This window comes from Aliivibrio sp. A6, assembly GCF_028765505.1.
Taxonomy (GTDB): domain Bacteria; phylum Pseudomonadota; class Gammaproteobacteria; order Enterobacterales; family Vibrionaceae; genus Aliivibrio; species Aliivibrio finisterrensis_A.
Map to the genome: position 1 here is coordinate 1 of NZ_JARACR010000024.1, position 23,225 is coordinate 23,225.

At 35.4% G+C, this 23,225-nt stretch carries 20 protein-coding genes; 7 read left to right on the forward strand and 13 right to left on the reverse strand.

Features of this window, described 5'->3' with window-relative positions; all coding sequences use genetic code 11:
* The first annotated feature begins 168 nt into the window (after positions 1–168).
* The 3 genes from PVK70_RS13775 to PVK70_RS13785 all read left to right on the forward strand — a co-directional run bounded on the left by PVK70_RS13775 (position 169) and on the right by PVK70_RS13785 (position 3,010).
* Positions 169–810, forward strand: coding sequence for a hypothetical protein (locus tag PVK70_RS13775; RefSeq protein ID WP_130043373.1), 642 nt, complete (start codon positions 169–171; stop codon positions 808–810).
* A gap of 387 nt (positions 811–1,197) precedes the next feature.
* On the forward strand, positions 1,198–2,103 hold the full coding sequence (locus PVK70_RS13780; protein ID WP_130043374.1) for an EAL domain-containing protein: 906 nt from the start codon (positions 1,198–1,200) through the stop codon (positions 2,101–2,103).
* A gap of 55 nt (positions 2,104–2,158) precedes the next feature.
* Positions 2,159–3,010 (forward strand): GGDEF domain-containing protein, encoded by an 852-nt coding sequence (locus PVK70_RS13785; RefSeq protein ID WP_130043375.1) that lies wholly within the window; start codon positions 2,159–2,161, stop codon positions 3,008–3,010.
* A gap of 37 nt (positions 3,011–3,047) precedes the next feature.
* Here PVK70_RS13785 and PVK70_RS13790 read toward each other — a convergent pair whose 3' ends face one another.
* From PVK70_RS13790 to PVK70_RS13805, 4 genes are all read right to left on the reverse strand, one after another.
* Positions 3,048–3,581, reverse strand: coding sequence for a prepilin-type N-terminal cleavage/methylation domain-containing protein (locus tag PVK70_RS13790; RefSeq protein ID WP_274419585.1), 534 nt, complete (start codon positions 3,579–3,581; stop codon positions 3,048–3,050).
* A gap of 89 nt (positions 3,582–3,670) precedes the next feature.
* Positions 3,671–5,275, reverse strand: a complete 1,605-nt coding sequence (locus tag PVK70_RS13795; protein WP_130043376.1) for a methyl-accepting chemotaxis protein — start codon at positions 5,273–5,275, stop codon at positions 3,671–3,673.
* Between the two features lies 1 nt (position 5,276).
* Positions 5,277–5,513 (reverse strand): hypothetical protein, encoded by a 237-nt coding sequence (locus PVK70_RS13800; protein ID WP_130043377.1) that lies wholly within the window; start codon positions 5,511–5,513, stop codon positions 5,277–5,279.
* A gap of 70 nt (positions 5,514–5,583) precedes the next feature.
* Positions 5,584–7,194, reverse strand: a complete 1,611-nt coding sequence (locus tag PVK70_RS13805; RefSeq protein WP_130043378.1) for a GGDEF domain-containing protein — start codon at positions 7,192–7,194, stop codon at positions 5,584–5,586.
* Between the two features lie 448 nt (positions 7,195–7,642).
* On the opposite strand from PVK70_RS13805, the gene PVK70_RS13810 reads away from it, so the two are divergent.
* Together PVK70_RS13810 and PVK70_RS13815 are read left to right on the forward strand one after the other, a co-directional pair.
* Positions 7,643–8,161, forward strand: a complete 519-nt coding sequence (locus PVK70_RS13810; protein WP_130043379.1) for a hypothetical protein — start codon at positions 7,643–7,645, stop codon at positions 8,159–8,161.
* 57 nt (positions 8,162–8,218) lie between these two features.
* On the forward strand, positions 8,219–8,950 hold the full coding sequence (locus PVK70_RS13815; protein WP_130043380.1) for an NYN domain-containing protein: 732 nt from the start codon (positions 8,219–8,221) through the stop codon (positions 8,948–8,950).
* Positions 8,951–9,518: 568 nt separating this feature from the next.
* Here the strand turns inward: PVK70_RS13815 and PVK70_RS13820 are convergent.
* The 7 genes from PVK70_RS13820 to PVK70_RS13850 all read right to left on the reverse strand — a co-directional run bounded on the left by PVK70_RS13820 (position 9,519) and on the right by PVK70_RS13850 (position 17,265).
* Entirely contained in the window at positions 9,519–10,127 is a 609-nt protein-coding gene (locus PVK70_RS13820) for a dicarboxylate/amino acid:cation symporter (protein ID WP_274441568.1), read from the reverse strand.
* 500 nt (positions 10,128–10,627) lie between these two features.
* Entirely contained in the window at positions 10,628–11,434 is an 807-nt protein-coding gene (gene trpA / locus PVK70_RS13825) for a tryptophan synthase subunit alpha (protein ID WP_130048608.1), read from the reverse strand.
* Positions 11,434–12,624, reverse strand: a complete 1,191-nt coding sequence (gene trpB, locus PVK70_RS13830; RefSeq protein WP_130048609.1) for a tryptophan synthase subunit beta — start codon at positions 12,622–12,624, stop codon at positions 11,434–11,436. Before trpB ends, trpA begins: the two co-directional genes overlap by 1 nt.
* A gap of 10 nt (positions 12,625–12,634) precedes the next feature.
* On the reverse strand, positions 12,635–14,047 hold the full coding sequence (trpCF, locus tag PVK70_RS13835) for a bifunctional indole-3-glycerol-phosphate synthase TrpC/phosphoribosylanthranilate isomerase TrpF (protein WP_130048610.1): 1,413 nt from the start codon (positions 14,045–14,047) through the stop codon (positions 12,635–12,637).
* Between the two features lie 5 nt (positions 14,048–14,052).
* The gene (trpD, locus tag PVK70_RS13840; RefSeq protein ID WP_422836528.1) at positions 14,053–15,051 is read right to left on the reverse strand and encodes an anthranilate phosphoribosyltransferase; all 999 of its coding nucleotides are present in this window, start codon (positions 15,049–15,051) and stop codon (positions 14,053–14,055) included.
* Between the two features lie 19 nt (positions 15,052–15,070).
* A complete protein-coding gene (locus PVK70_RS13845) occupies positions 15,071–15,679 on the reverse strand; it encodes an aminodeoxychorismate/anthranilate synthase component II (RefSeq protein ID WP_130048612.1) in 609 nt (202 codons plus the stop codon).
* Positions 15,679–17,265 (reverse strand): anthranilate synthase component 1, encoded by a 1,587-nt coding sequence (locus PVK70_RS13850; protein ID WP_422836527.1) that lies wholly within the window; start codon positions 17,263–17,265, stop codon positions 15,679–15,681. The genes PVK70_RS13845 and PVK70_RS13850 overlap by 1 nt, the downstream gene beginning before the upstream one ends.
* Before the next feature lie 409 nt (positions 17,266–17,674).
* On the opposite strand from PVK70_RS13850, the gene rnm reads away from it, so the two are divergent.
* Positions 17,675–18,520, forward strand: coding sequence for an RNase RNM (gene rnm, locus PVK70_RS13855; RefSeq protein WP_130048614.1), 846 nt, complete (start codon positions 17,675–17,677; stop codon positions 18,518–18,520).
* A 47-nt stretch (positions 18,521–18,567) separates the two neighbouring features.
* Positions 18,568–19,188: an L-threonylcarbamoyladenylate synthase gene (locus PVK70_RS13860; RefSeq protein WP_130048615.1), complete on the forward strand. Its 621-nt coding sequence runs from the start codon at positions 18,568–18,570 to the stop codon at positions 19,186–19,188.
* A 207-nt stretch (positions 19,189–19,395) separates the two neighbouring features.
* On the opposite strand, the gene PVK70_RS13865 is transcribed toward PVK70_RS13860, so the two are convergent.
* Positions 19,396–21,741, reverse strand: coding sequence for a hybrid sensor histidine kinase/response regulator (locus PVK70_RS13865; RefSeq protein WP_274441574.1), 2,346 nt, complete (start codon positions 21,739–21,741; stop codon positions 19,396–19,398).
* Positions 21,742–21,851: 110 nt separating this feature from the next.
* Positions 21,852–23,066: an acyl-homoserine-lactone synthase gene (locus PVK70_RS13870; protein WP_242504799.1), complete on the reverse strand. Its 1,215-nt coding sequence runs from the start codon at positions 23,064–23,066 to the stop codon at positions 21,852–21,854.
* Positions 23,067–23,225 lie beyond the last annotated feature (159 nt).

Genomic DNA, 23,225 nt, shown 5'->3' on the forward strand with positions numbered 1-23,225 from the left:
ATTTCTGTTGTTATGCTTTTTTTGCTATACATTTTTCACCTTTTAAAAAACTTTTTTCATTAAGTTTTTCTTTTAAGTAAAGCATTTTCAGTCTTACAAATCTTTTCATAAATTGAATGATTTTTATTCTGTGGTTCAATGTTTATATAAACAAGGAACTTAAAAATTATGAAAGGAAAAATTTTATTTATAACAACAATGTTTGGTTTTAGCTTTGCTGCTGAAACATCAAGCTATGATCAGTTAGTCGCAAGTGCATACTCTGTTGCGACTTGGGTCGCTGTTTTGATCGGTTTGTCATCAATATTTTTTGGGCTTAAAAAGCTGAAAGACTATGGAGATAATCAAAACCAAAGCAGAGTCGGCTCAACGCCATTTGTATTTCTGTTTGTAGGTTCAGTTTTGATGAGCTATTCACAAATGATTGCATCATTCAGTCTGTCATTCATTGGAGATGACGCTGGTTTTTGTTTCGGGTTAGAAGAGAGTGTTGATAGTGCAACGGAAATTTCATCAAATTGCTGGAAAGGTGAGGGAGCTGACTTTTTATCACCAGAACTTAAAGCAAAACTTGATTCTGAGGAACAAAAATCTGTTTCAAAGTGGATAGAATCTGCGTTCTATACGCTTCAATTGCTCGGATTCATCTGGTTCATCAACATTATGGTTTACATGAAGAAAAGTAGCGAATCACATAATCAGAAAACTGACGCATTCAAAGTGATTCTTGGTTTGATTGGCTGTGCTGCACTCTTTAATGCAAATGCAACAATTGAGATTTTAAAAGGGACATTTGAAAGTTTCACATAAAAGAAAGCGAGTGATCATTATCACTCGTTTTCTTTTCAAATATACTTACAGATCAATTCCTCAATAAACCATAGTTTTTGGTACGGTGTAAGTATCACCACCAACTTTTTATTGGTTCCTATATTCAAGCTCTTCAAGCATTACTACGCTGGTTTCAATTGAATTAGCAAGTTCATTGCTGGTAAGAAAAGATCGGCTCTAAAAATCCGACGTTGCATATCTTTATGTATAGCTATGTTTTGATTACATGATGAATTTTTAAACGGTTTACGAGCAATTTTCTATTTCTTATCAATCGAAAAACTTCATAGAGACGATAAATAAATTTCCGCTTAAAGCTCATGTAAATAATGTAAAATAATAAAGCGTATTTGTTGTGGAAATTAAATGTCAAATAACTTTTACATGGTATATCAGCCATTATTTCAAAATGATAGAATCGTAGCAGTAGAGGCATTACTACGTCCAGTCGATAGCTCTTTAAGTATTATATCTTTTATCGGATCTTACATTAGCACATTACAGCTGGACAAAGACGTGATACAAGCTGTAATTTCAGATGTTCAATCCCATTCATATATTAAAGAGGTTCATATCAATGTCCACCCAAGTAGTTTAAATCATTATGATTTTATCCATTTATGCGTAATGCTCAGGATGAAAACCAGTACGAGAATAGTTCTTGAAATCATAGAGTATGAATCTTATCAATTTGACTCGTTAACATTTTTTTATATGCGCTATTTAAGAACTTTTGGAATTCAAATTGCGATAGATGATTTTGGACAACAGTTTTCCAACAGTGAAAGTTTAGTTCATGTTCCAGTAGATAAAGTGAAAATAGACGGAGCATTAATCAAAGGTATAGAATCCAAGAAGTTAAAACTCAAACTGCTTAATCATATCAACTCTATGATTGTAGATCTTTTAGATGCATTAGTCGTTTTTGAGCAAGTAGAAAACATCAAGCAATTTGAATTGATAAAATTGATTAATCCTAACGCTATAATTCAAGGTTACTATTTAGAAAAGCCAATGAAATTATCGGAATTAAAAATCAAATATAAAAACAAGTTTAGTGAAACGGTAATATTAGGTGTTGAGAGAGAAGTTGAGGAACTGTATAAACATGTTTTTAATTTTATGAGTAATAACATATCATCAGAAGGTAGTATTTATAGTTCAGAATTGAATTGTTTTGTTAAAAATAATGATGTTAACAAACTAATTTATGATGACGATGTTGCTATTACTATAGGTAATTTGGCAAAAAAGATTTTTCAAAAAAAGTGATTTTTGATGATGAGTTTTTCAAATAATGTGTTTAAAAATTATTGTAGGTTGATTTATGTTTAATGAATCTGATGCGGATTTTTGTGGTTTGTATGATCTTTTTATGACGTCTTTTCCTGGGTTCTTATCTATCAGAGATGAAGAACATAGGTTAGTCTATCTGAATGAAACGTTTAAAACATGGATTAGAAAATTTACAGACATTGATGTTATTGGACTGACAAATGAAGAAATTGCAAAGGACTTAGACCCTAATGTAGCTGAAGTTTTTCAAGAATGTCATGATTTAACTATAAGCTATATGTATGATATCAATACCAATAACAAAATTATCAAATTTATTGAAGATGATGTTGTTTTATACTTTGATATTATGAAGTTCAAATGTGAGTATCAGGGAAAAGTGTATATATTCACTCAAGGAAAAGATATCACAAAGCTATACAATGAAACCAAAAATTATGAAATACAAGCAGTTACAGATGAGTTGACTGGGTTACATAATAGAAAGATATTTACACGTTTAGATTTTAAAAATTCAGATGTATTTATTTACATCGATCTAAATAATTTTAAAATAATAAATGATGTTTATGGTCATTTAGTAGGTGATCAAATTTTAGTGAACTTTTCAAATATATTGAAAGATTCATTCAGGAAGAACCAAGATCATATCATCAGATTAGGAGGGGACGAATTTTTAGTTATAGTAGATACTCATGACAATCAGATTAACTTCGATGAAAAGGTCGAAGTCATAAGAAATAAATTCACTGACTTTTTTAGCCATTATGTTGATTTAGGATTTTCTTACGGATACCATCGATACTCTATAAATCTTGAAAATACGCTAAATATTGTTGATAAGTTGATGTATCAAGATAAAAAAAGAAAACGTACCATATGAGTTTATTTATCAAGTACGTTTTAATCTTAATTAAAAATTAACAGCCATCATCGAGAACATAAAAATACCCATCAGTTCTCGAATTAGATGATATGTCATTATTATGAAATTTATCTGGTGCGTATGAAATAAAACAGCGGCTATCACTGAAATCAGTTATCCCATAGTGAAGAATAATTCCTCCATTATGGTCCCATGTATAAATTAGTCCATCACTTTTGTCATCCAGACTCACATCTAAATTTACAATTGATAATAATGGTTCTAAACTTTTTATTGATGGAAATATAGGTAGAATTGGATAAAAGTCATCCGTAAGTCCAAATTCAAATCCATTTAATGTAAGTATTTTCTCTCCTTTGTCATTCAATTTAATATCAGCGGATGGAACTTGGGCTTTAGCTGAAAAAATCTGAAATGCACTTTCCAATGTACCTTTGGTAGCAGCAAGAGTTGCTTTTCTGCTGTCACTTTGTAGATTTAAAAATCTCGGCATTGCAGTAACGGCGAGAATTCCAAGGACGACAATTACGACCACTAATTCGATAAGTGTAAAGCCTTTGTTTTTCATATGTTGCCTTAAAAAACCTTAGCGAAGTAGGGACTAAGGTTTTTGATTAATAATAATACGATCTATAATAACTTAGTTGAGATGACTTATCAATGCGCTGTTTTGAATTTCATTAACATTTCATTCAGTTGGGTCATTTCGTTGTTGATATCGATAATTTGAATTGTTAAATCATTAGATACTTCATAACTTGATGATGTGATATCGCTGATGTTTACCGCATTTACGTTTATTTCATTAATGACACATGTCTGTTCTTCGGCAGCAGTTGCGACCTGTACTTCCATTTCATTCAATTTTGAAATATTAGAGCTTACTTCTTCCATGTTTTTTAACGCTTCTGTTGATGAATCTATACAAGAATCCATCAATTCAAAACAACTATGTACTTCTGATTTTACAGCGTTTGCTCTATTTTGTAATTGAGTTATTATTTCTTCAATGTTTGAAGTAGATTCTTGAGTTTTCTGAGCCAACATTCTTACTTCATCCGCAACGACAGCAAATCCTCTACCTTGTTCTCCTGCTCTTGCTGCTTCAATTGCCGCATTTAGAGCGAGTAAATTTGTTTGATCTGCAATGGTGCTTATCATTTCTAATACTGATGAAATTCGTTCTGAATCATCTTGTAATTGCTGAACTACTTGATTTGAAGCTTCAAGTTTGTTATTCGTATTTAAAATGTTGCTTGAAGTTTTTTCTACGAACGATTGAGTGATTTCTGATGTGGCAAGAGAATTATTTGTTAATTCTGATGACATTGAAATATTATTAGACGTTTCTTCTGCTGTTGCAGCAATTTCATTTATCGCTGTAACCAATTGATTCATGTTATCTTGTGCGACTTGCATTGATTTAGCATTGTTATTCACCTGATTGTTGAAGGTTTGTAGTTTTTCAGACGTTGCATTGCAAGTAGTTTTAGTTAGCTCTATTAAGCCACAAATTTCAATCCTAAAATCCTTTAACAAATTCATTAAAGTTCCTATTTCATCTTTTTTGAATTTATCGCTGCGAATAAAGTCACATAATTCACCTTCAGCAATGTTTAAGTTAGTAAACTCTTTTACTGAACTATTAATTATATTTAGTCGAGTAACAATACTTCTTATAGACTGAATTATTAGGAATGAAACTAAAATTATAATCAAAAAATAAATTAACAATGAAAGATATTCATAATATTGAATGTCATTTTCAAATTTTTTGTTAAAATCGGTAATGTAAATTTCATTGATTTCTTTCAATCTATCAGTGCTTTTGAAAATTGTAGTGAGTGAGGTCAACGAATCTTTATATCCCTCCTCAGTATAAGTCTGTAATAAGTTTTTAATCTTGTTGTCGTATTCTAATACTTGATTTTTCAGTGAATTTAATGTGCGAATGTCTTCATCGTTAGCATCATATTTTTCGTAAACGTTGAATTCTAATTTTAATGAATTGGTTAATTCATTAGCAACATTTGAGTTTGTGGTTTTATTTATATTGTTTATAGCCAATAGTTCATATCTTCTTTTTTCATTTAATAAGTTTTCTATATTACTAATTGAACGATAAGAACCAATTATTTGGTCTATTAGATAATCTTTGTTTTCTTTCGTTTTTTCCAATGAAAAATATAGTACTGAAAAAGAAACAAGCAAAGAAATAACCGTAATGGAAAGTATCAAGTATAATTTATTTTTTATGTTCATTTTATCTCTCATATAAGCTTAATAGTAGCAAGTACTCTTTTTTTAAATTTCTTATGTGTTCAAGTTTTTCTTCATCAACACCATCGAATTCTATATATAAGTTTAGTATCTGTGGTTTTATGTCATTTATCAATTCATCAATTACTTTTTTGTCTTTAATATTCAATAGGTCAGTTCTGATTTCATTGATTTTATTCTCCATAATGTAAATTAAATTTTCTGCAGCATCATTAATCATTGAAATAACTCTTTAACTATTTTAACTCTAAAGTTAAATTTGCATTAGTAGACTGAACGTGAATTCTATGTCAATCTTCTTTGAACAAACGTTTTTCGATATACATTGATTGGTCAGCTATTTTTATTGCATTATCAACGTTATTTTTTAAGTTAATGGACAAACCATAAGAGAATGATAATCTAAACCCTTTTTTATCAAAGTGATTTTTTACATATTGATTTATTTGTTTTAGTTTAATATTTATTTGTTCCAAATCGTTCGTGTTGAAAAAAATTATAAACTCATCACCACCATATCGAACAATGATATCTTCTTGTGTATCTGATCTTATATGACTTTGCATTATCTCACTAAATTCAACAAGAACACTATCACCTATATCATGACCATAACCATCATTGATTTTTTTAAATCCATTTAAGTCAATGAATGCTAAAACTTTATTTTCGTAGAAAAAGCTTTTTTCTATACCTTTTATACAGTCTCTGCTTCTACATCCAGTTAGATTATCTTTTCCAATAAATAAGCCTTTGTTTTCTTCATAAACAGTAACAGAAATATACACTTTGTTTTCTAATAAAACTTTTTGTCTAATGGTAAAGTATAGTTGATTATTAACTATTTCTTTTTTTACTGAAAACATTTCAGCAGAATTTAGTAAATGTTTGTCATCATCTATGCAAAGAGAATAATCGGGGACAATACTAATAACGTCTTTTACAGGTACTCCTATCAAAGAACGACCAAAGAAATTTTCATGACTTTTGTTTTCAAATAGTACTACACCATCTGAATTTCTTAGAGCGAATATTCGTTCACTATTTTTTAAAACATTAAAAATAAAAAACTGTATCTCGGTCTTGTCTGCATGATGGTATGTCATCAAGTTTTTCAGTATTTTTTGCTCATTGCCATTTATATTATAAGCAGGCAATAATGGTATTATATTATTTAAAACTTTAGACTGATGGTTGGATTTTATGTAATTGTAAATCAACCATTCAGAGTCGTTATTGTTGTTCGAATCTATTTCTTTAGAACTCGGCGTGTAATTATCAATTATTGAGTGTAAGCTATTGCTATTTTTATAAATTGAACCTTGAACGCTACTGTTTTCGTTGATTAAAAGAGTTAATTCACGCAACTTTTGAGTGTTGACACCATTAAACGTTATTTTTTTTATTCCAAATGATATTGCAATATCATTTAAATATTTTAAGTACTTGTATTTGAAATATTTTTGGTCGATTTCATCAATGAGGTTTGAGGCGAAATTAATTTGGTCGAGACTCAATGAAGAGATTAGCTCAATCTGTAAACGATTGTACTCTGAGTAATGTAATGATGAAAAAATACCAATATCTTTCATTCTTTTAATATTTACATCTATTTGTTCTAATAAAATCTTATTAATGTTATTAGGAATTTCAAATTCTAAATAGATTGGGTTAGAGTAGTTTTTCTTGGATAATGAAGAAATAAAGTCACTATCTAACATCATCGACAAGTCAACCTTGATTGTTATACTTACTTTTTCTTCTTGTGCATTTAATTCATCTAAAATTGAATTAAATGAGGTGACATCGATATTGTTCCCTTCGTTAAGCGAACTTATATATACCCCAGTAAGTTTTTTGTCGTTTATTTGAGGGGTGAATGTTAATTTTGAAGTTGTCATTGAGCCGTTACTTGTGATGTTTTATAATTGTTTTATGGTCTCGATATGTATGAGTATTGGCGTAATTTTATACTTGGAATTATTAAATGTCATTATAAATCTTACATGTATTAAGTAGTTAACTATAAGTTTCGAGAATGAAACTTTGTCTTCATCATATAATAATACGCTATTATCGGTTATTTAAGTTAGTCTCTGAGAAAGGGTTTGTGATGGTTTAATTACGAAGTATGCCAAGGTAACGGCAGATCAATTTCAGAAGCCGTAAATGACTGTATGGAAGTTAAAAGACAGTGGTGATGAAAGTCTGAGGTTCTTTTGTATTCACTATTTTGTTATTAGTTAAAGTTATCAATTACACTTTCTGAAAACATGTTTACTCTCACAGTTTATTGGCTACTAAATCGGTAAATTTATACGTGGATTTGCTTCCTCAATAGGTTATTCAATGAATAGATATGTATTTTTAATGTTGTTTTCTTCATTCTTGGTAGGTTGTTCTTATTCAGTCGATACATGGGTTTCAAGTGAAGATGAACCAATAATCACTGAACAACATACAGAAGAATACTGGAATAAAGAAGGTTATTTTGACGGACCTTGTGGGTGGATGAAACAGGAGAAAGTTTCAACATTACCAAGCTTAAATTCAAATGGCTTTCTGAAGGGTACGGATGTTGTCGTTGAGTTTGCAGATGATGACAAGATTCTAAAAGAGATTTCTGTCCCAGCGAACAGTATGGTTATTGGTGCAGATGAGAATAGTATATACACAAATAATGGGTTAAAGATTGGGTCAGATGGGTCATTGTCAAAAGCCTCGTTAGAGTTAACTTCTGCAAAACCAATAGAATGCCCTGTTGCAATGATTGAGTATTTTGGCGGTTCAGATTACTTGATTTGTTCAGAATTTGAACTTGATAATCAAACATCACGTTTATTCGCTTTCCAAGGTCCTTGCACTTAATAAGCATCAACTGTTAAGGAATATGGCATTTATAAAATCATTGTATAGAGGTTGGTTATGAAAGATTTAGATGAGCATAAAAAGATTGCAGTGTTAATAGATGCTGATAACACCCAGCATTCAAAACTACATATGATTCTTGATGAAATATCAGCACATGGTCATATGGCTATTAAACGGGCATATGGGGATTGGTCGAGTGATTACTTAAAAAATTGGAAAAAACCGCTCAACGAACTTGCTATCCAACCAATTCAACAGTTTGCCTACACTCAGGGAAAAAATTCCACAGATGCATATCTGATCATAGATGCAATGGATTTGCTATATTCTGATAAATTTGATGCGTTTGCTATTGTATCAAGTGATAGTGATTTCACAAAGTTGGCCTCTCGCCTACGAGAATCTGATATTTTTGTTTTTGGAGTAGGGGAAAGCAAGACACCAATCTCTTTCAGAAATGCTTGTGATGATTTTATTTTTATAGAAAATTTAGGATGTGAATCTGAGGTAAAAGATACTAATACAAATGATGAAAATCAGGAACAACTTGTGTCATTGATTTCTTTATTAAACAAAGCATGGGAACGATTTCAAGATGATACTGGTTGGGCAAACGTAGCTTCAACAGGGGGATTTGTAAAAAGAACAAAACCTGATTTTGATCCACGTAGCTATGGAGTATCAAAATTGCCAGAGGTAATAGCACTCCTTAAAGATGAGTTTGATATGAAAAAATATAAAGGTAAAGGGACTGTGAATATTATCGCTTATCGACCAAAGGTTTAAAAACTTACTTTGTTGTTGGTGCTATCAACGAAAAAGAGCATTTAAATGATGCGAAGATTAATAATAATCTTGTTTTGTTTTACAGCAGGTTGTGAAACAATACTTTCGCTCTTGTGATTGTCCGACTTACCTGTTTGTCTGAGGGCAAGTGTCATTGGCAGGATAGCCATAAATTACGTGTAGGGAACACTGTAAGCATTAAAAAATTGGTAATGCACCGTTTAAGGTCAAAAGAGGTTATTCTCTATGAGTAAGGTGCAATACAAGCTTCCGATCTTTCTGAATATTAACGGTAAGAAAGTATGCCATTTGGTTGATTATCATTTGGCTATACAGTTCCGAAAAGAGGGTTCATCTGAACAACTCTTGAAAGAGTTAGTTCAAAAAGCAGCTTAGTATGTCGGCAACCAAGAGCAACTGAATCATATCAAAACCACTCAGACGAGTGGTTTTTTGCTTTCTGGGTTGGGGTTAATTGAATCTTGAAAGGGGGCTTTACAAACACAAAAAGAGAAGAGTTTTCATATTAAAACCCTTTTGTTTTTCCATTTATAACAATGGGTTGACTTCAAATTTTCATATGCGGTGTTTTTCTTTTGATTATATTGATCATCCAAACCATTACATCAACAATAGCGTTAACACCATTGATCATTGGTTCGCGGCGTTTTTTTTCTAATTTAGAAAGACCAATACCAAAAAATAAGCAGAAAACGAGGATCTGAAGAATGTTTGCTTCATTTAATGATTGGAAAACGTTGGTTGGGATCATGCCTGTGATGGTCGCCCAGAAAGTAGGTAACTCACCTTTAGAGGCGTAAGCTGTAGAGAACATACCTTCAACGCCAGAAACATCAATGCCTTTACCCGGCTCAAAAATTTCACCCATGAACAGTGCAAGTGCGACAGCAAGTGCTGAAGTGATACCAAAGTAACCTAAAGTCGTTAAACCAACTTTGCCTGCATTACTGCTATTACCTAGCCCAGCAGCACCAGAGATTAGAGCGACTGCAACCAATGGGATAACCAGCATTTTGATTAGGTTAATGAAGATTGTTCCTAGTGGGGCGAACATAGCAGCAGATTGGCCCATTGTTGCACCAACCATTGTACCTACGATCATCGCAATAACGACTTGAACACCGATATTGTTGAGAAGTCCTTTCTGTAGTAACACTTTATTTACCTCTGCGTTATTTTTGCAATAAGAGGTAGTTTATATCTCTTATTACTAAGTAATTCGTTAGTTAAATATATCGGTAGCTGTTGTACACGTAAAATTTACATCTATCAACAATTTTATCAAATAGATTTCATTATATGAATGTTTTTGTGTTTTTTTTGTATCCTTCATTGGTTGGCAAGCGATTGCTTTAAGGTTTTTATTCTATTTTATTAATTGACAATTAACGTATTATACCAATCGCAGTAAGTAAGTGATCAGAAATAGCGAAGGAAAAATGCTTGAGAACAAGGCGAAATTTTTCGATAAGTAGTTATTCTACAATCAAAAATTTCAACGCAGTTATCGAGTATTTTAACTAGCTAGGATGATCAGTTATTTACTACGATTGGTATTAGAGGCGTATTTTGATTGTAGATAAAAAAGAGCTCATAATGAGCTCTTTTAGGAAGGGGTTATACCAATCTACATAAAAATGGTATTAAAGGTAAATGTTATTTTTGTGTAGCAAGTTTCATTGCGGTAGTAAAAGAAGATAGGGCTTCAAGTAATACCGTAGAGTTATCTTGGTATTGCTCAATTATTTTTACCGTTGCTGAGCCTGATATTGCGCCTGCTGCACCCGCCTTAATTGCTTCTTCAACTTGTGCCGGCTCTGAAATACCAAAACCAAGAATGGCAGGAGGAGCATCAAATTGGTTTAAGCGTTCCAATAGTTGAGCAACAGGCATACCTGCTTTAGTTTCTGCACCTGTAACACCTGCACGAGAAAGAAGGTAAGTGTAGCCGCCACCTAATTTAGCAACGGTCTCTAGCGTTTCATCTGATGCTGATGGTGGTGCGATAAAGATTGGATGAACATTATGCTTGAGTGCACTTGCTCTAAATTCTTCAGACTCATTGGTTGGTACATCTGCGATTAACACGGAATCTACACCGGCTTGTTGGCATTTAGCATAGAAAGTATCGATGCCATTTGCGAACACAAGGTTAGCGTAAACCAATAGGCCAATTGGCGTTTCAGGGTATTTAGCGCGGATTTTAGCTATTAACTCAAAACAAACGGCAGGTGTTGTTTTACTGTCTAATGCTCGAATGTTTGCGCCTTGAATAGTAGGGCCATCTGCTAAGGGGTCAGAAAACGGAATACCTAGTTCAAGAGCATCGGCACCTGCTTCAATTAAGGTTTCCATGATCTGATAAGAAAGCTCAGGGTTTGGATCGCCAATGGTTACAAAAGGAACAAAGGCACCTTGGTTTTTGTTTGCTAATTTAGCAAATAGGTCTTGATAACGATCCATTAGATTTCTCCCTTTTCTTTTAGAATGTCATGAACAGTGAAGATGTCTTTGTCACCACGGCCTGATAGGTTAACAACTAACAACTGCTCTTTTTCTGGTTCAGCATGCGCTAGTTGAAGTGCATAAGCCAGAGCGTGAGATGATTCTAATGCAGGAATAATACCTTCGTCTTTTGCTAAGGTTTGGAATGCCTCTAGTGCTTCATCATCAGTGACTGAACCATATTCAGCACGACCAATGGCATTTAAATGCGCGTGTTGTGGGCCAACCGATGGGAAATCAAGCCCTGCAGAAACAGAATAAGACTCTTCAATTTGGCCATGTTCATCTTGCATTAGTGGGGCTTTCATACCAAAGAAGATGCCTGTTTTTCCGTGTTTAAGTGGTGCACCATGCTGGTCGGTATCAATACCTTTACCTGCAGGTTCTACACCAATCAGTTTCACACTTTCTTCTTCGATAAAATCAGCAAACATACCAATCGCATTTGAACCGCCACCTACACATGCGATTACAGCGTCAGGAAGTCGACCTTCACGTGCAAGGATCTGCATTTTTGTTTCTTCACCAATCATACGTTGGAAATCACGCACAATCGTCGGGAATGGGTGAGGGCCAGCGGCTGTACCTAATAGGTAATGCGCAGTTTCATAAGTTGCAGACCAGTCACGTAGTGCTTCATTACAAGCATCTTTTAGCGTTGAAGAACCTGAATGAACAGGGATCACTGTTGCGCCCATTAATTCCATACGGAATACATTTGGGCTTTGACGTTCAATATCTTTAGCGCCCATGTAAACACGGCACTTTAAGCCAAGCAGAGCACAAGCAAGTGCAGTTGCAACGCCGTGTTGGCCTGCACCAGTCTCTGCAATAATTTCGTTTTTACCCATGCGTTTTGCAAGTAGCGCCTGACCTAATACTTGGTTAGTTTTGTGAGCGCCACCGTGCAGTAAGTCTTCACGCTTTAGGTACAGTTTCGTTTTAGTGCCCTTGGTTAGGTTACGACAAAGCGTTAGGGCAGTAGGACGACCTGCGTATTCTTGCAGTAACGTCATAAACTCAGCGCGGAAATCGTCATCTGCTTGTGCATCAATGAATGCTTGTTCTAATTGATCAAGAGCAGGAACTAAGATTTGTGGAACGTATTGACCACCATATTCGCCGAAGTAGGCATCTAATTTTGCCATGATATTTTCCTTAATAATCTCGTAATGCGCTAAATACGGCGCGTAATTTTTTGTGATCTTTTTTACCTGGAGCCGATTCGACACCAGAGTTGAAATCTAATCCGTAACAGCCAAGTTGCGCAGCTTGTTTGGTATTCTCTAGTGATAAGCCACCGGCGAGCATAATGTCGTGATGTGGCAGTTTGTTCCAATCAAAACTTATGCCAGTACCACCGGCTTGAGAGCCCACTTTACAATCTACCAATACCTTATCAGCAAGACTTTGCGGAAGGGAAATACTTTGCGCCTCATCTGACACAGAAATAACATTCCACACTTGGCAATCCGTTGGTAGCTGTTGTTTTAGTTCTGCAATATAGTCCTCACTTTCAGAACCATGTAGCTGAACCACCGCAAGAGATAGCTCATGTGCTCGTTGTGCAACCGTAGATACAGTCTCGTTTTGGAACACGCCGACATAATGCAATGTAGTTTCCTGAGTGATGGCTTTGGCTGTTTCTAATGAAACAAAACGCGGTGACTTCTCAACAAAGATAAGCCCGCCATATACGGAACCCGAGTCATAAACTGCTTTTGCGTCTTCAACCGAAGTAAGCCCACAGACTTTGTTTTCACCTAAGATCACTTTTCGTGCTGCTAGTTCTAGGTTCTCTTCTGCCATTAATGAGCTGCCAATTAAAAAGCCTGTAGCGTGTTTAGCTAGATCTTTTACTTGCTGATGATTATAGATACCAGACTCAGAAATAATGGTTGTGTCTTTTGGCAGTAGCGGTGCAAGCTCTTTAGTGCGGTTCAAATCAGTGGATAAATCACGTAGATTACGGTTGTTAATTCCGATCACTTGCGCTTCTAATGCGACCGCTCTATGTAACTCTTCTTCATTACTGACTTCGGTAAGTACGCCCATATTGAATGAGTGTGCAACTGCAGCAAGCGCTCTGTATTCTTCATCATTAAGTACAGAAAGCATCAGTAGAATCGCATCGGCACCGTAATGACGCGCTAAATAGACTTGGTATGTATCAATCATAAAATCTTTGCACAGAATAGGCTGATTAACTTGGGCTCGAATAATTGGTAAGAAATCAAAACTGCCTTGAAAATACTTTTCGTCCGTTAACACAGAAATCGCACTGGCGTGTTTGTTGTAGACAGAGGCGATGTAACCTAAATCGAAATTTTGTCGGATTAATCCTTTTGATGGCGATGCTTTTTTACACTCAAGAATAAACTCAGTTTTTCCTGTTTTTAATGCTTGGTAAAAACTGCGATCTGAATTGGTCAGGCCATCTTTAAACGTATTGAGTGGTTGAGTTTTTTTTCGCTCGTCTACCCAAACGGTTTTGTCTTTAACTATTTTTACTAGCACTTCGGCCATTTGGGTATTTTCTACTGAAATGTGCTCAGACAATTGTTGTGTCATCTTTCTTATCCTCGTGCAGCCAGTTGTTGAACTAGCTCAAATGCTTTACCTGAATTCATCGCATCGATTGCTTTTTGTGCATTGGTTTTTAAATCTTCATGGCCAAATAAACGCATTAGTAGCGCAACGTTAACCGCAATGGCACCTAATTGAGCGTCGGTTCCTTTACCTGTCAGAATATCGGTAATAATCGCTTTGTTTTCTTCTGGCTCTCCGCCTTTAATCGCTTCAAGCGGGTGTGTGTTTAAACCAAAGTCTTCAGGCGTTAATGTGTATTCTTTGATTTTACCGTCAATGATTTCAGCAACGGTTGTTGGACCATGAATCGCGACTTCATCTAAACCAGAACCAAAAACAACGGCTGCGCGTTTCATTCCCATGTTCACCATGGTTTCTGCTATTGGGCGAACCAGTGACTCATCGTACACACCCATTAACTCAATGTTTGGACGAGCAGGGTTGATTAAAGGGCCAAGAATATTAAAGATGGTGCGTGTTTTCATGGTTTGACGAATTGGCATCGCGTGGCGAACACCACCGTGATAATGCGGTGCAAATAAGAAGGCAACACCTAAATCATCAACCGCTTTTCGTGTGTCTTCTGCTGACATGGCTAAATTAATACCAAATGAATCTAATAAGTCAGAAGATCCTGATTTACTTGAAACACCACGGTTACCGTGTTTTGCGATTTTTAATCCACAGGCTGCTGCTACAAACGCCGCTGTGGTGGAAATATTTATCGTATTTGAACCGTCACCGCCTGTACCAACAATGTCGGCGAAATCGTAATCAGGGCGAGGGAATTCATTGGCATTATCAAGCAGTGCTTTTGCTGCACCTGCAATTTCGTTTGGTGTTTCACCTTTGATTTTCAAACAGGTTAGGGCAGCGGTAAGTAGAATAGGCTCTAACTCGCCTTTAATTATGGCATCAAAAAGAACTTGGCTTTCTGTTTCTGAAAGCGAAGTTTGGTCATACAATTTAGTAAAAATGGCTTCAATTTGAGCCATGCGAATATCCTTATTCTTTATTATCTGAACGGCTTGAATCTAAATTTAAAGCCCAGTTTAATGTGTTAATGAGTAGCTCAGCGCCTTGCGTCGTTAAAATGGATTCAGGATGAAATTGGAATCCACACACTTTATCTTCTTCTTGGATCACCGCCATAACTAAATCATCAACGGTTGCTGTAATGGTTAATTGCTCTGTTACTTTCGTCGCCACTAAAGAGTGGTAACGGGCAATAGAGAGTGGATTTGGTAACCCATCAAAAATAGCGTGTTGGTTATGGCTCATCATTGCCGATTTACCATGAACGATTTCGCCAGCACCTGCAACTATCCCATCATACGCTTCTACAATCGCTTGATGACCAAGACAAATCCCAATCATAGGTACTTTGCCTTTTAAGCGTTGAATGACTTCAGGCATACAGCCGGCTTTTGATGGCGCGCCTGGTCCTGGAGATAGTACAACTACCGGATTTTCTAATTTATTTACCGCTTCTTCAAAAGCTACGGCTGACAAACTATTTCGATAAATAGTGACTGGGTAACCAAGTGAGCGAAATTGATCAACCAAGTTATAAGTAAAGGAGTCAAAGTTATCGAGCAATACAATATGAGCCATTAGTTATTCTCCTTAGTATTTATTGGTTGAGCTAAGTGTGCTTTTTGAATCGCAGAGATCACCGCTTGTGCTTTTCCACGAGTTTCATCAGCTTCAGCTTGTGGGTTGGAATCATAAACCACACCAGCTCCGGCTTGAACTTGAGCGATACCATCTTCAACATAGGCTGAACGAATAACAATACACGTATCCATGTTGCCATCCCCCGTTAAGTAACCAACAGCGCCACCATAAGTGCCTCGGCGTGTTTTTTCTACGTCACGAATGAGCTGCATAGCACGAATTTTTGGTGCGCCAGTCAATGTCCCCATATTCATGCACGCTTGGTAAGCATGAAGGGCATCAAGATCCCCTCGAAGCTGACCAACAACACGAGAAACCAGATGCATAACATGGCTGTAGCGGTCGACTTTTAATAAATCAGCCACATAGCGAGTGCCTGCTTCTGAAATACGAGCGACATCATTACGAGCCAAGTCAACCAACATCATGTGCTCTGCGTTTTCTTTGGTATCACAACGCAGTTCTAATTCAATGCGGCTGTCTAAATCATGGTTGATAGAGCCATCGCTGTTTTTACCGCGTTGACGAGTGCCTGCGATTGGGTAAATTTCAACTTGGTTTGTTTCTTTACCGTATTTCAATGCAGATTCAGGCGATGCTCCAAATAGGGTGAAATCACGATCTTGCAGATAAAACATATAAGGACTTGGATTGCCGATTTTGAGTTCACGATAAGCCGCTAATGGCGCAGGACAAGGAAGTGTGAATCGACGAGAAGGAACAACTTGGAAAATATCGCCTTTAATTACAAATTCTTTTAAATTTAATACGGTTTGACAGAAATCTTCATCGGAGACACTTGGAATTGCTTCACAGCTTTCTAGCGTTGGTGCTTCGGGTACGGTATGTGGCTCTGAGCAAAACGCTTTAATTTCAGTAAGTCGTGCAGAAAGGTTTGTTTTGATTGTTGCATCAGCATTAAACAATGAGCCTTGAAGTACTGACGTTTCCGTTTGATGATCGATAACTAACAATGATTCGGCTACATAAAATACATAATCAGGGCATTTGTTTGTTGTCTCTGCCTCACCAAGGTTTTCAAAGTTAGCGACTAAGTCATAAGCAAATAGTCCACCTAAAAAGAGTGCATTAGAGGGTAAACCAGTTACATTGAATTGATTTTGAATAAACCGTAACGCATCAAAAGAGGAGAGTTCTCGTAAACGGCTGTCCTCATCCAGATCTTGATTAATATTTGGGAACTGTAATGTCAATATAGAGTTAGAAGAAAGGGCAATAAGAGAAGCAGGAATAGATTGAGCTAAGGAGTGTAATAAGGATTCTCCATTTGCTGTTAACGCTTCTAGTGTTACTTCTTTATCAAAACAATGAATTCGTACCGCTGCATCTATTAGCATCAAGCTTATAATGTTTTGTTTTGAGTTAACTTCTGCCCCTTCGAGTAATAGGCTCATCTCTTTATTTTCACATAGAGTGGAATAAAGTTGGGTTGGATCAGAGACGTATGGAACGTCAAAGGAAAGCACTTCTAGTTGACCATCATTGGACATTACTGACTGCATTTCAGCCTCCCTGCTAATGCGTTGAATTGATGTTACATTTTTATTGGTTTTCATAGTCGCATATTTCACTTTTGTTGCCACTCTTTTCTTAAAACTTGTGAGAGCTGAATGACTGACTGTTTAGATTTCCATCTATCACTGAGGGTGCTGGTACATTTAGGCATAAAAAAACCCGCTTAAATACGGGTAATAATTTTTATGTCAAAATCGTTAATTCAGCACAAAAACACTACCCGAAGTAGTGCCACCATCGTTTTGTCATCACGCTAGTTTTTAAGAATGCTTGTTGTTTGCTAAGCTGTGACATAAAGTACCTACTATTAAAACAAAGACCAATATTAAATTTGGTGAGAAAGCGTTTAACTGCGTACTAGTAAACTAGTGCGAGAGGTGAAAGTCAAGAATTATTATGAAAATAGACCTACATAGTCACACAACAGCGTCAGATGGACGCATGTCTCCTGCTGAATTAGTAGAAAGAGCGGTTACTTTTGATGTGAAAGTACTTGCTATTACTGATCATGATACCGTTGCAGGATTAGCTGAAGCGCATCAAACGATTAAAGAAAAAGCATTACCAGTGCATTTAATTGATGGTATTGAAATTTCAACATTATGGAGCAACAAGGATATTCATGTTGTTGGCCTTAATATTGATGTAAATCACCCTGAATTAATTGCATTGATAGAAGAACAAGCGCAACGTAGAGATGATCGCGCTCGAAAAATGGCAGAACGTCTTGAAAAAGCGGGTTATGTCGGGGCGTTAGAAGGCGCAATGGCACTGGCTGATGGAGGCTCACTAACCCGAGCTCATTTTGGCAAGTGGTTAGTTGACAAAGGCCATGCGAAAACGATGCAAGCGGTATTCAAAAAGTTCTTAACACGCAATAACATAGGCTATGTTCCACCAGAATGGTGTTCAATCGAAGAAGCCGTTAAGGTCATTCATAACGCGGGAGGAACAGCTGTACTTGCTCATCCAGGTCGTTATAAGTTGACCGCAAAATGGGTGAAGCGATTATTAGCTGCATTTGTTGAAGCAAAAGGGGATGCAATGGAAGTTGCCCTACCTCAACAAGGTGTTCAAGAGCGTCGAGTTCTTGCAGATTATGCAATTCAATATGAACTAGCGGCATCACAAGGGTCTGATTTTCATTATCCGTCGCCTTGGACAGAATTAGGAAGAAATTTATGGCTACCTGAAGGGGTAGTTCCAGTATGGCAAGAATGGGATTTACCAACGTTTGAGTAGGGCTTAATCCTTAAATAATAACAACGACCTGCTCGTCAGGAGGAATAATGAGCCAATTTTTTTACGTACATCCAGAAAACCCACAAGCACGCTTAATTAGTCAAGCGGTTGCCATCATTAGAGATGGTGGTGTCGTTATTTATCCAACCGACTCGGGTTATGCTTTAGGTTGTCAGCTTGAGAATAAACAAGCATTAGAGCGTATTTGCCAGATCCGTCGTTTAGATGATAAGCACAACTTTACATTGTTATGTCGAGATCTGTCAGAGTTATCAATTTATGCACGTGTCGACAATAGCATTTTCCGATTACTGAAGAACAATACACCGGGGGCTTATACCTTTATCTTTAAAGGGACTAAGGAAGTTCCACGTCGTCTTATGAATCCAAAGCGTAAAACAATAGGTATGCGTGTACCGGATAATAAGATCGCTCTTGATTTGTTAGAAGCATTAGGTGAACCGCTAATGTCGACAACATTGATTTTACCAGGTAATGACATGGCAGAGTCAGATCCAGAAGCGATCCGAGATCAGCTTGAGCACGCCGTGGACTTAATTATGAATGGTGGTTATTTAGGTGAACAGCCAACAACCGTGGTTGATTTTAGTGACGATGAAATCAATGTGGTTCGTATTGGCGCTGGTGATCCAAGCCCATTTCAATAATTAAAAAGACAAGTAAGTATAAATAGCCAGCATTGACTGGCTATTTATACCATTCTGGATGAGTAGTTGTTCAGATAATTGCGTAGGAAAAATCGATTAGAGCAAGGCATAAATTACAGTAACTAGTGGCTCTAATTACAAAATTTATAACGCAGATATAATCGATTTTAACAAGCAAGAATGATCAAATACTTATGTAGATTGGTATTATATCCATTTTTCAAGCATTTGTAATAGTTGAGGCTTGGAGATTGGCTTAGTTAAGTATGCATCCATTACTGCTGTTATTTTAAGTATTTCTTCATGGCCTGATTCACCAGTAAGCGCAACGATAGGAAGCAATGGATGACCTGCTTTAATTTGCGCAGCAGCCTCCGCTCCATTCATTACTGGCATACGTGAATCCATAAAAATCAGGTCTATGTGCCTTTCGTTAACTATTTTAAGTGCTTCAGCCCCATTTTCTGCTTGGACAATGACAAGATTATCATTCGCAATAAATGTTTGAATTAACATTCTTTGTACTTTTTTATCATCAACAATAAGAACTGTTTTTTTCGAACTATTATTTCTAATCTTAGCTATGCCGAAGGATTCTTGTTGTATTGCTGTCGGTTCAATAGTGATTGCTTGATGATCTGTATTTATTTTAGGAAAACTAAGAACAAACTCAGTAAACTCACCTTGTTTTGAGTAACATGCAATATTGCCTTTAAAGGAGTGCATTACTCGTAAACAGTAAGAGAGGCCTAAACCTGTGCCTCCTTGTTTATTATGAGTGAAAAAATCATCAAAGATATTTGGTAGAATATTTGAATTAATACCAGGGCCTGTATCTCTGAATATCAAAGAATTGGTTGTATTTCCTTTTACTAATTGTATTGATATAGAGCAGTTAGGGTCTTCAAAGTAATGAATGGCATTACGTAATAAATTAAATACGATAAATCCGAATAAGGTATCATTAACATTAATAAGAAAGTCATCATTGAGATCTAAATGTATTCGCTTTTTAATATCTTCAGATTCAAAAGAATATTCATAAATAAACTGCTCTGTTAACACTGAAATAGAATAAGTTTTAAAGAGAGATTGATTAATATCAACACCTTTACTCTCGTTAAGAATAATATCAATTAACTGTGAACCGCGTTGAATAGCTAATTTTCCCTGTTCTAATTCTTTACTAATGCCATTTTTATCTGATTGAATTCCAATACGTTCAAAGTGATACATTAACTGTGACAGTGGATTCCTCATTTCGTGAGCAATAGAGTTTGCAAGTGCTTGAGACTGGCGCACTTTACGCTCACTTTCAATATAACCTTGAACTTTAGTTAATACCCATTGAAGCGCTGAAATTTCTTCATTTGAAAATGTTGATCCATTCCGTTTTTTTGCCGAAACAAGCAAGTGTGAAATCAGCTTGTTTTTCCCAAAAATAGGAAGAATTAAGGCTGTTTTATGAGAGTCCATCTCTTTTTGAACTTGATGCAACTCAGAATGCTTAGAGTCTGGAGCGTAATGGATTTGATAATCTAATTCATCTTTGACTAAGGCTGAATTAGACTGTTCTAAATGAGGAATAAAGATATTGTAGTTGGTATTCTTTCCAACCAAGAGTAGGTCATCTCGTGGTGTATCGAGCAATAAAGCTAACTTAGTAATTGCGTGCTGACTTGAGTATTTAAATTCATCAGCTAATTCATATATTTTATCAACAGGTGTCTTTTTATCTTTATATATCATAAGGCTAGCAATGCCTTTTGATTTTAAAAGGGTTTTATTCCAAAATATACCAGTAAAAATAATGAAAATAATACTGATAGGAAAATCTGCTCCTGAGTTGGTGTTGTGAAAATATAAGAATGGGACTAAAAAGATGACTAAATTCATCACATAAGAAGAGAGCCAGAATGAGATATAGCGAAAGCTGTATAAGCGATGATAAAGCAATGTATAGCCAATTAAGACGGCTTCAGTCACAGATAATGCTGGTGGAACCCAAGCGAATGAAAAGTCCTGCCATATTATAGGGATAATAATTTGAGAGATGATGGTTGAAGACATAAAGACTAATATACCAAATAACAAGTAGATGGATTTTTCTTTATTGAGTTTGAGCTTACTTTTTCTTAGCTTTGTAAAATTATAAATGATGATACCTATAAATACGAAAGCATTTAGGAAAAACAATGTAGCAAATGGACCAAAATGAATAGTGAATATCCCTTTATCAACAACCGTAATACCGGTTATCGTTAAATTTGGTATTAAATTGATAATTAGAGCAAAAGTGGTTTCGATAAAGAACAGTATAATCTGCCAAACTTTTAGTTTTTTGTCTTCAGAACTGAGTCGGCAAGAGAATAGGAAAGCGAAGCCAAAAGCGAAATAAGAACTTAAATTAGCAATAATTGCTATATTTACAGAAGTTTGCTCACTGAATCTAAGTAATAAATTGGATTGGAAGTAGTAGTTAGTTAAAATCCAAATAACTATAAAAATAGAATATGCAATATAAGGATGGTAAATCTTTGGGTCTACTTCCATCCGATCTTTAAATAAAGACCGGATGAAAAAAGCCACCCATAATAAGACAAATACGGCGATGAATAACAACAAGTTATCTTTAGGGGGGCTAATTAGCATTTATAGTAAACTCATCGTTGTTTTAATTCTCTTCTTTTTTCGATTATTTTAGCATTGTATTCTCTAAAATTATATCGATTGAAAGCGCTACTTGCATTTTTTGTAAAGCAAATTCCTTTATGTGTCACTAAACCGGACTGATTGATATCTTGGCTACCAGTAAAAACGAAAGGTACGTCATCGTTTTCAATGCAAGCCATAGATTGGTAGAAAAGTACCATTGCAGGTTGCTCTATAATTGAAAAAATTAATGTTCTTTTCGAATGAAAAAGAGCCATTGCTAATCCTTTCTGTGCAAGATACATATGGTAATTCATTTTAGGTTTTGCTCCATTGACGGTAAAGCGAATTACCCCGCAGACAGTTGATTTTTCTACTATAGAAGAAAAAATTTCGTTTTCTAGTTCTGAGCAAGTTAATTGTTCTAAAGTTTGATCTTGTTGGGTAGATAAGGAGGTCATATTGGGAAATAATTGTGCAACTTTATGTATATTTTGTGTTTTTTCCCATTTGTCAGATTGAAAGAAATTATCGAAAAATAACCAGTTGACTTTGTCATGATAAGGTTCAATCAGTGCAGATGAAATGATAGTAGGGTAGGGATTATCATTATCAAATTGGTACAGAATAAAGTGCTCTCCTTTTGATGAAATATCTAGAATACTAAGCATTTCATACCATTTATGTTGCTTGATGAATGTCGCAATATTGATGAGGACAATGGCATCTGAAAGTAATAACGGTTGTTCACAAAAGTCGGTATAGAAAACGCGTTTATCTAGTGCTATATCAGTAACAATCTCATAGTGGTAGTCATCATTTATTTTTTTTGATGTGTATGTTTTGTCTGGTGTATTGAGGGGGGGCTGATTGATAGCCATTGAGTTTTGAATGGTGCGAAATATTTCTAACTCTGTCCAGAAAGATAATAAACAACCAAAAAGTCGATGAGCGATTTTTTCAATAAGAAAGTAATCTTCAGGAAGAATTGGACTTGCTTGCTTTCCAATAATATTTTTAGCAGTTTGGGTTGAAAATATATCCGCTAGGTTACCAATATTTGAGCCGTGCAGTTGGTTTAGAATCGTAGTCTTTCTATTTTCTATTATCTCTTTTAAAAGTGTTGATTTTCCAGTTTTGTTGCAGTGAGAGTCAACAAGTTTGATAAACTGATCTTGCAGGTTTTTTTTGTGTAATCGAATCAGTGGATTCAGAAGGTAGAGCATTAAAAAAACGAATTAACTTTTCCATTTGGATTTCCTTTTAGTATGAATGAATGCTGTTTTAAACACAGCAGTTTTAATCATACGGAAAAACACTTCATGGTATAAAATTTTGTTTAATTTTTTACTATTCATCACAACCTTATTGTATAATCATCACCC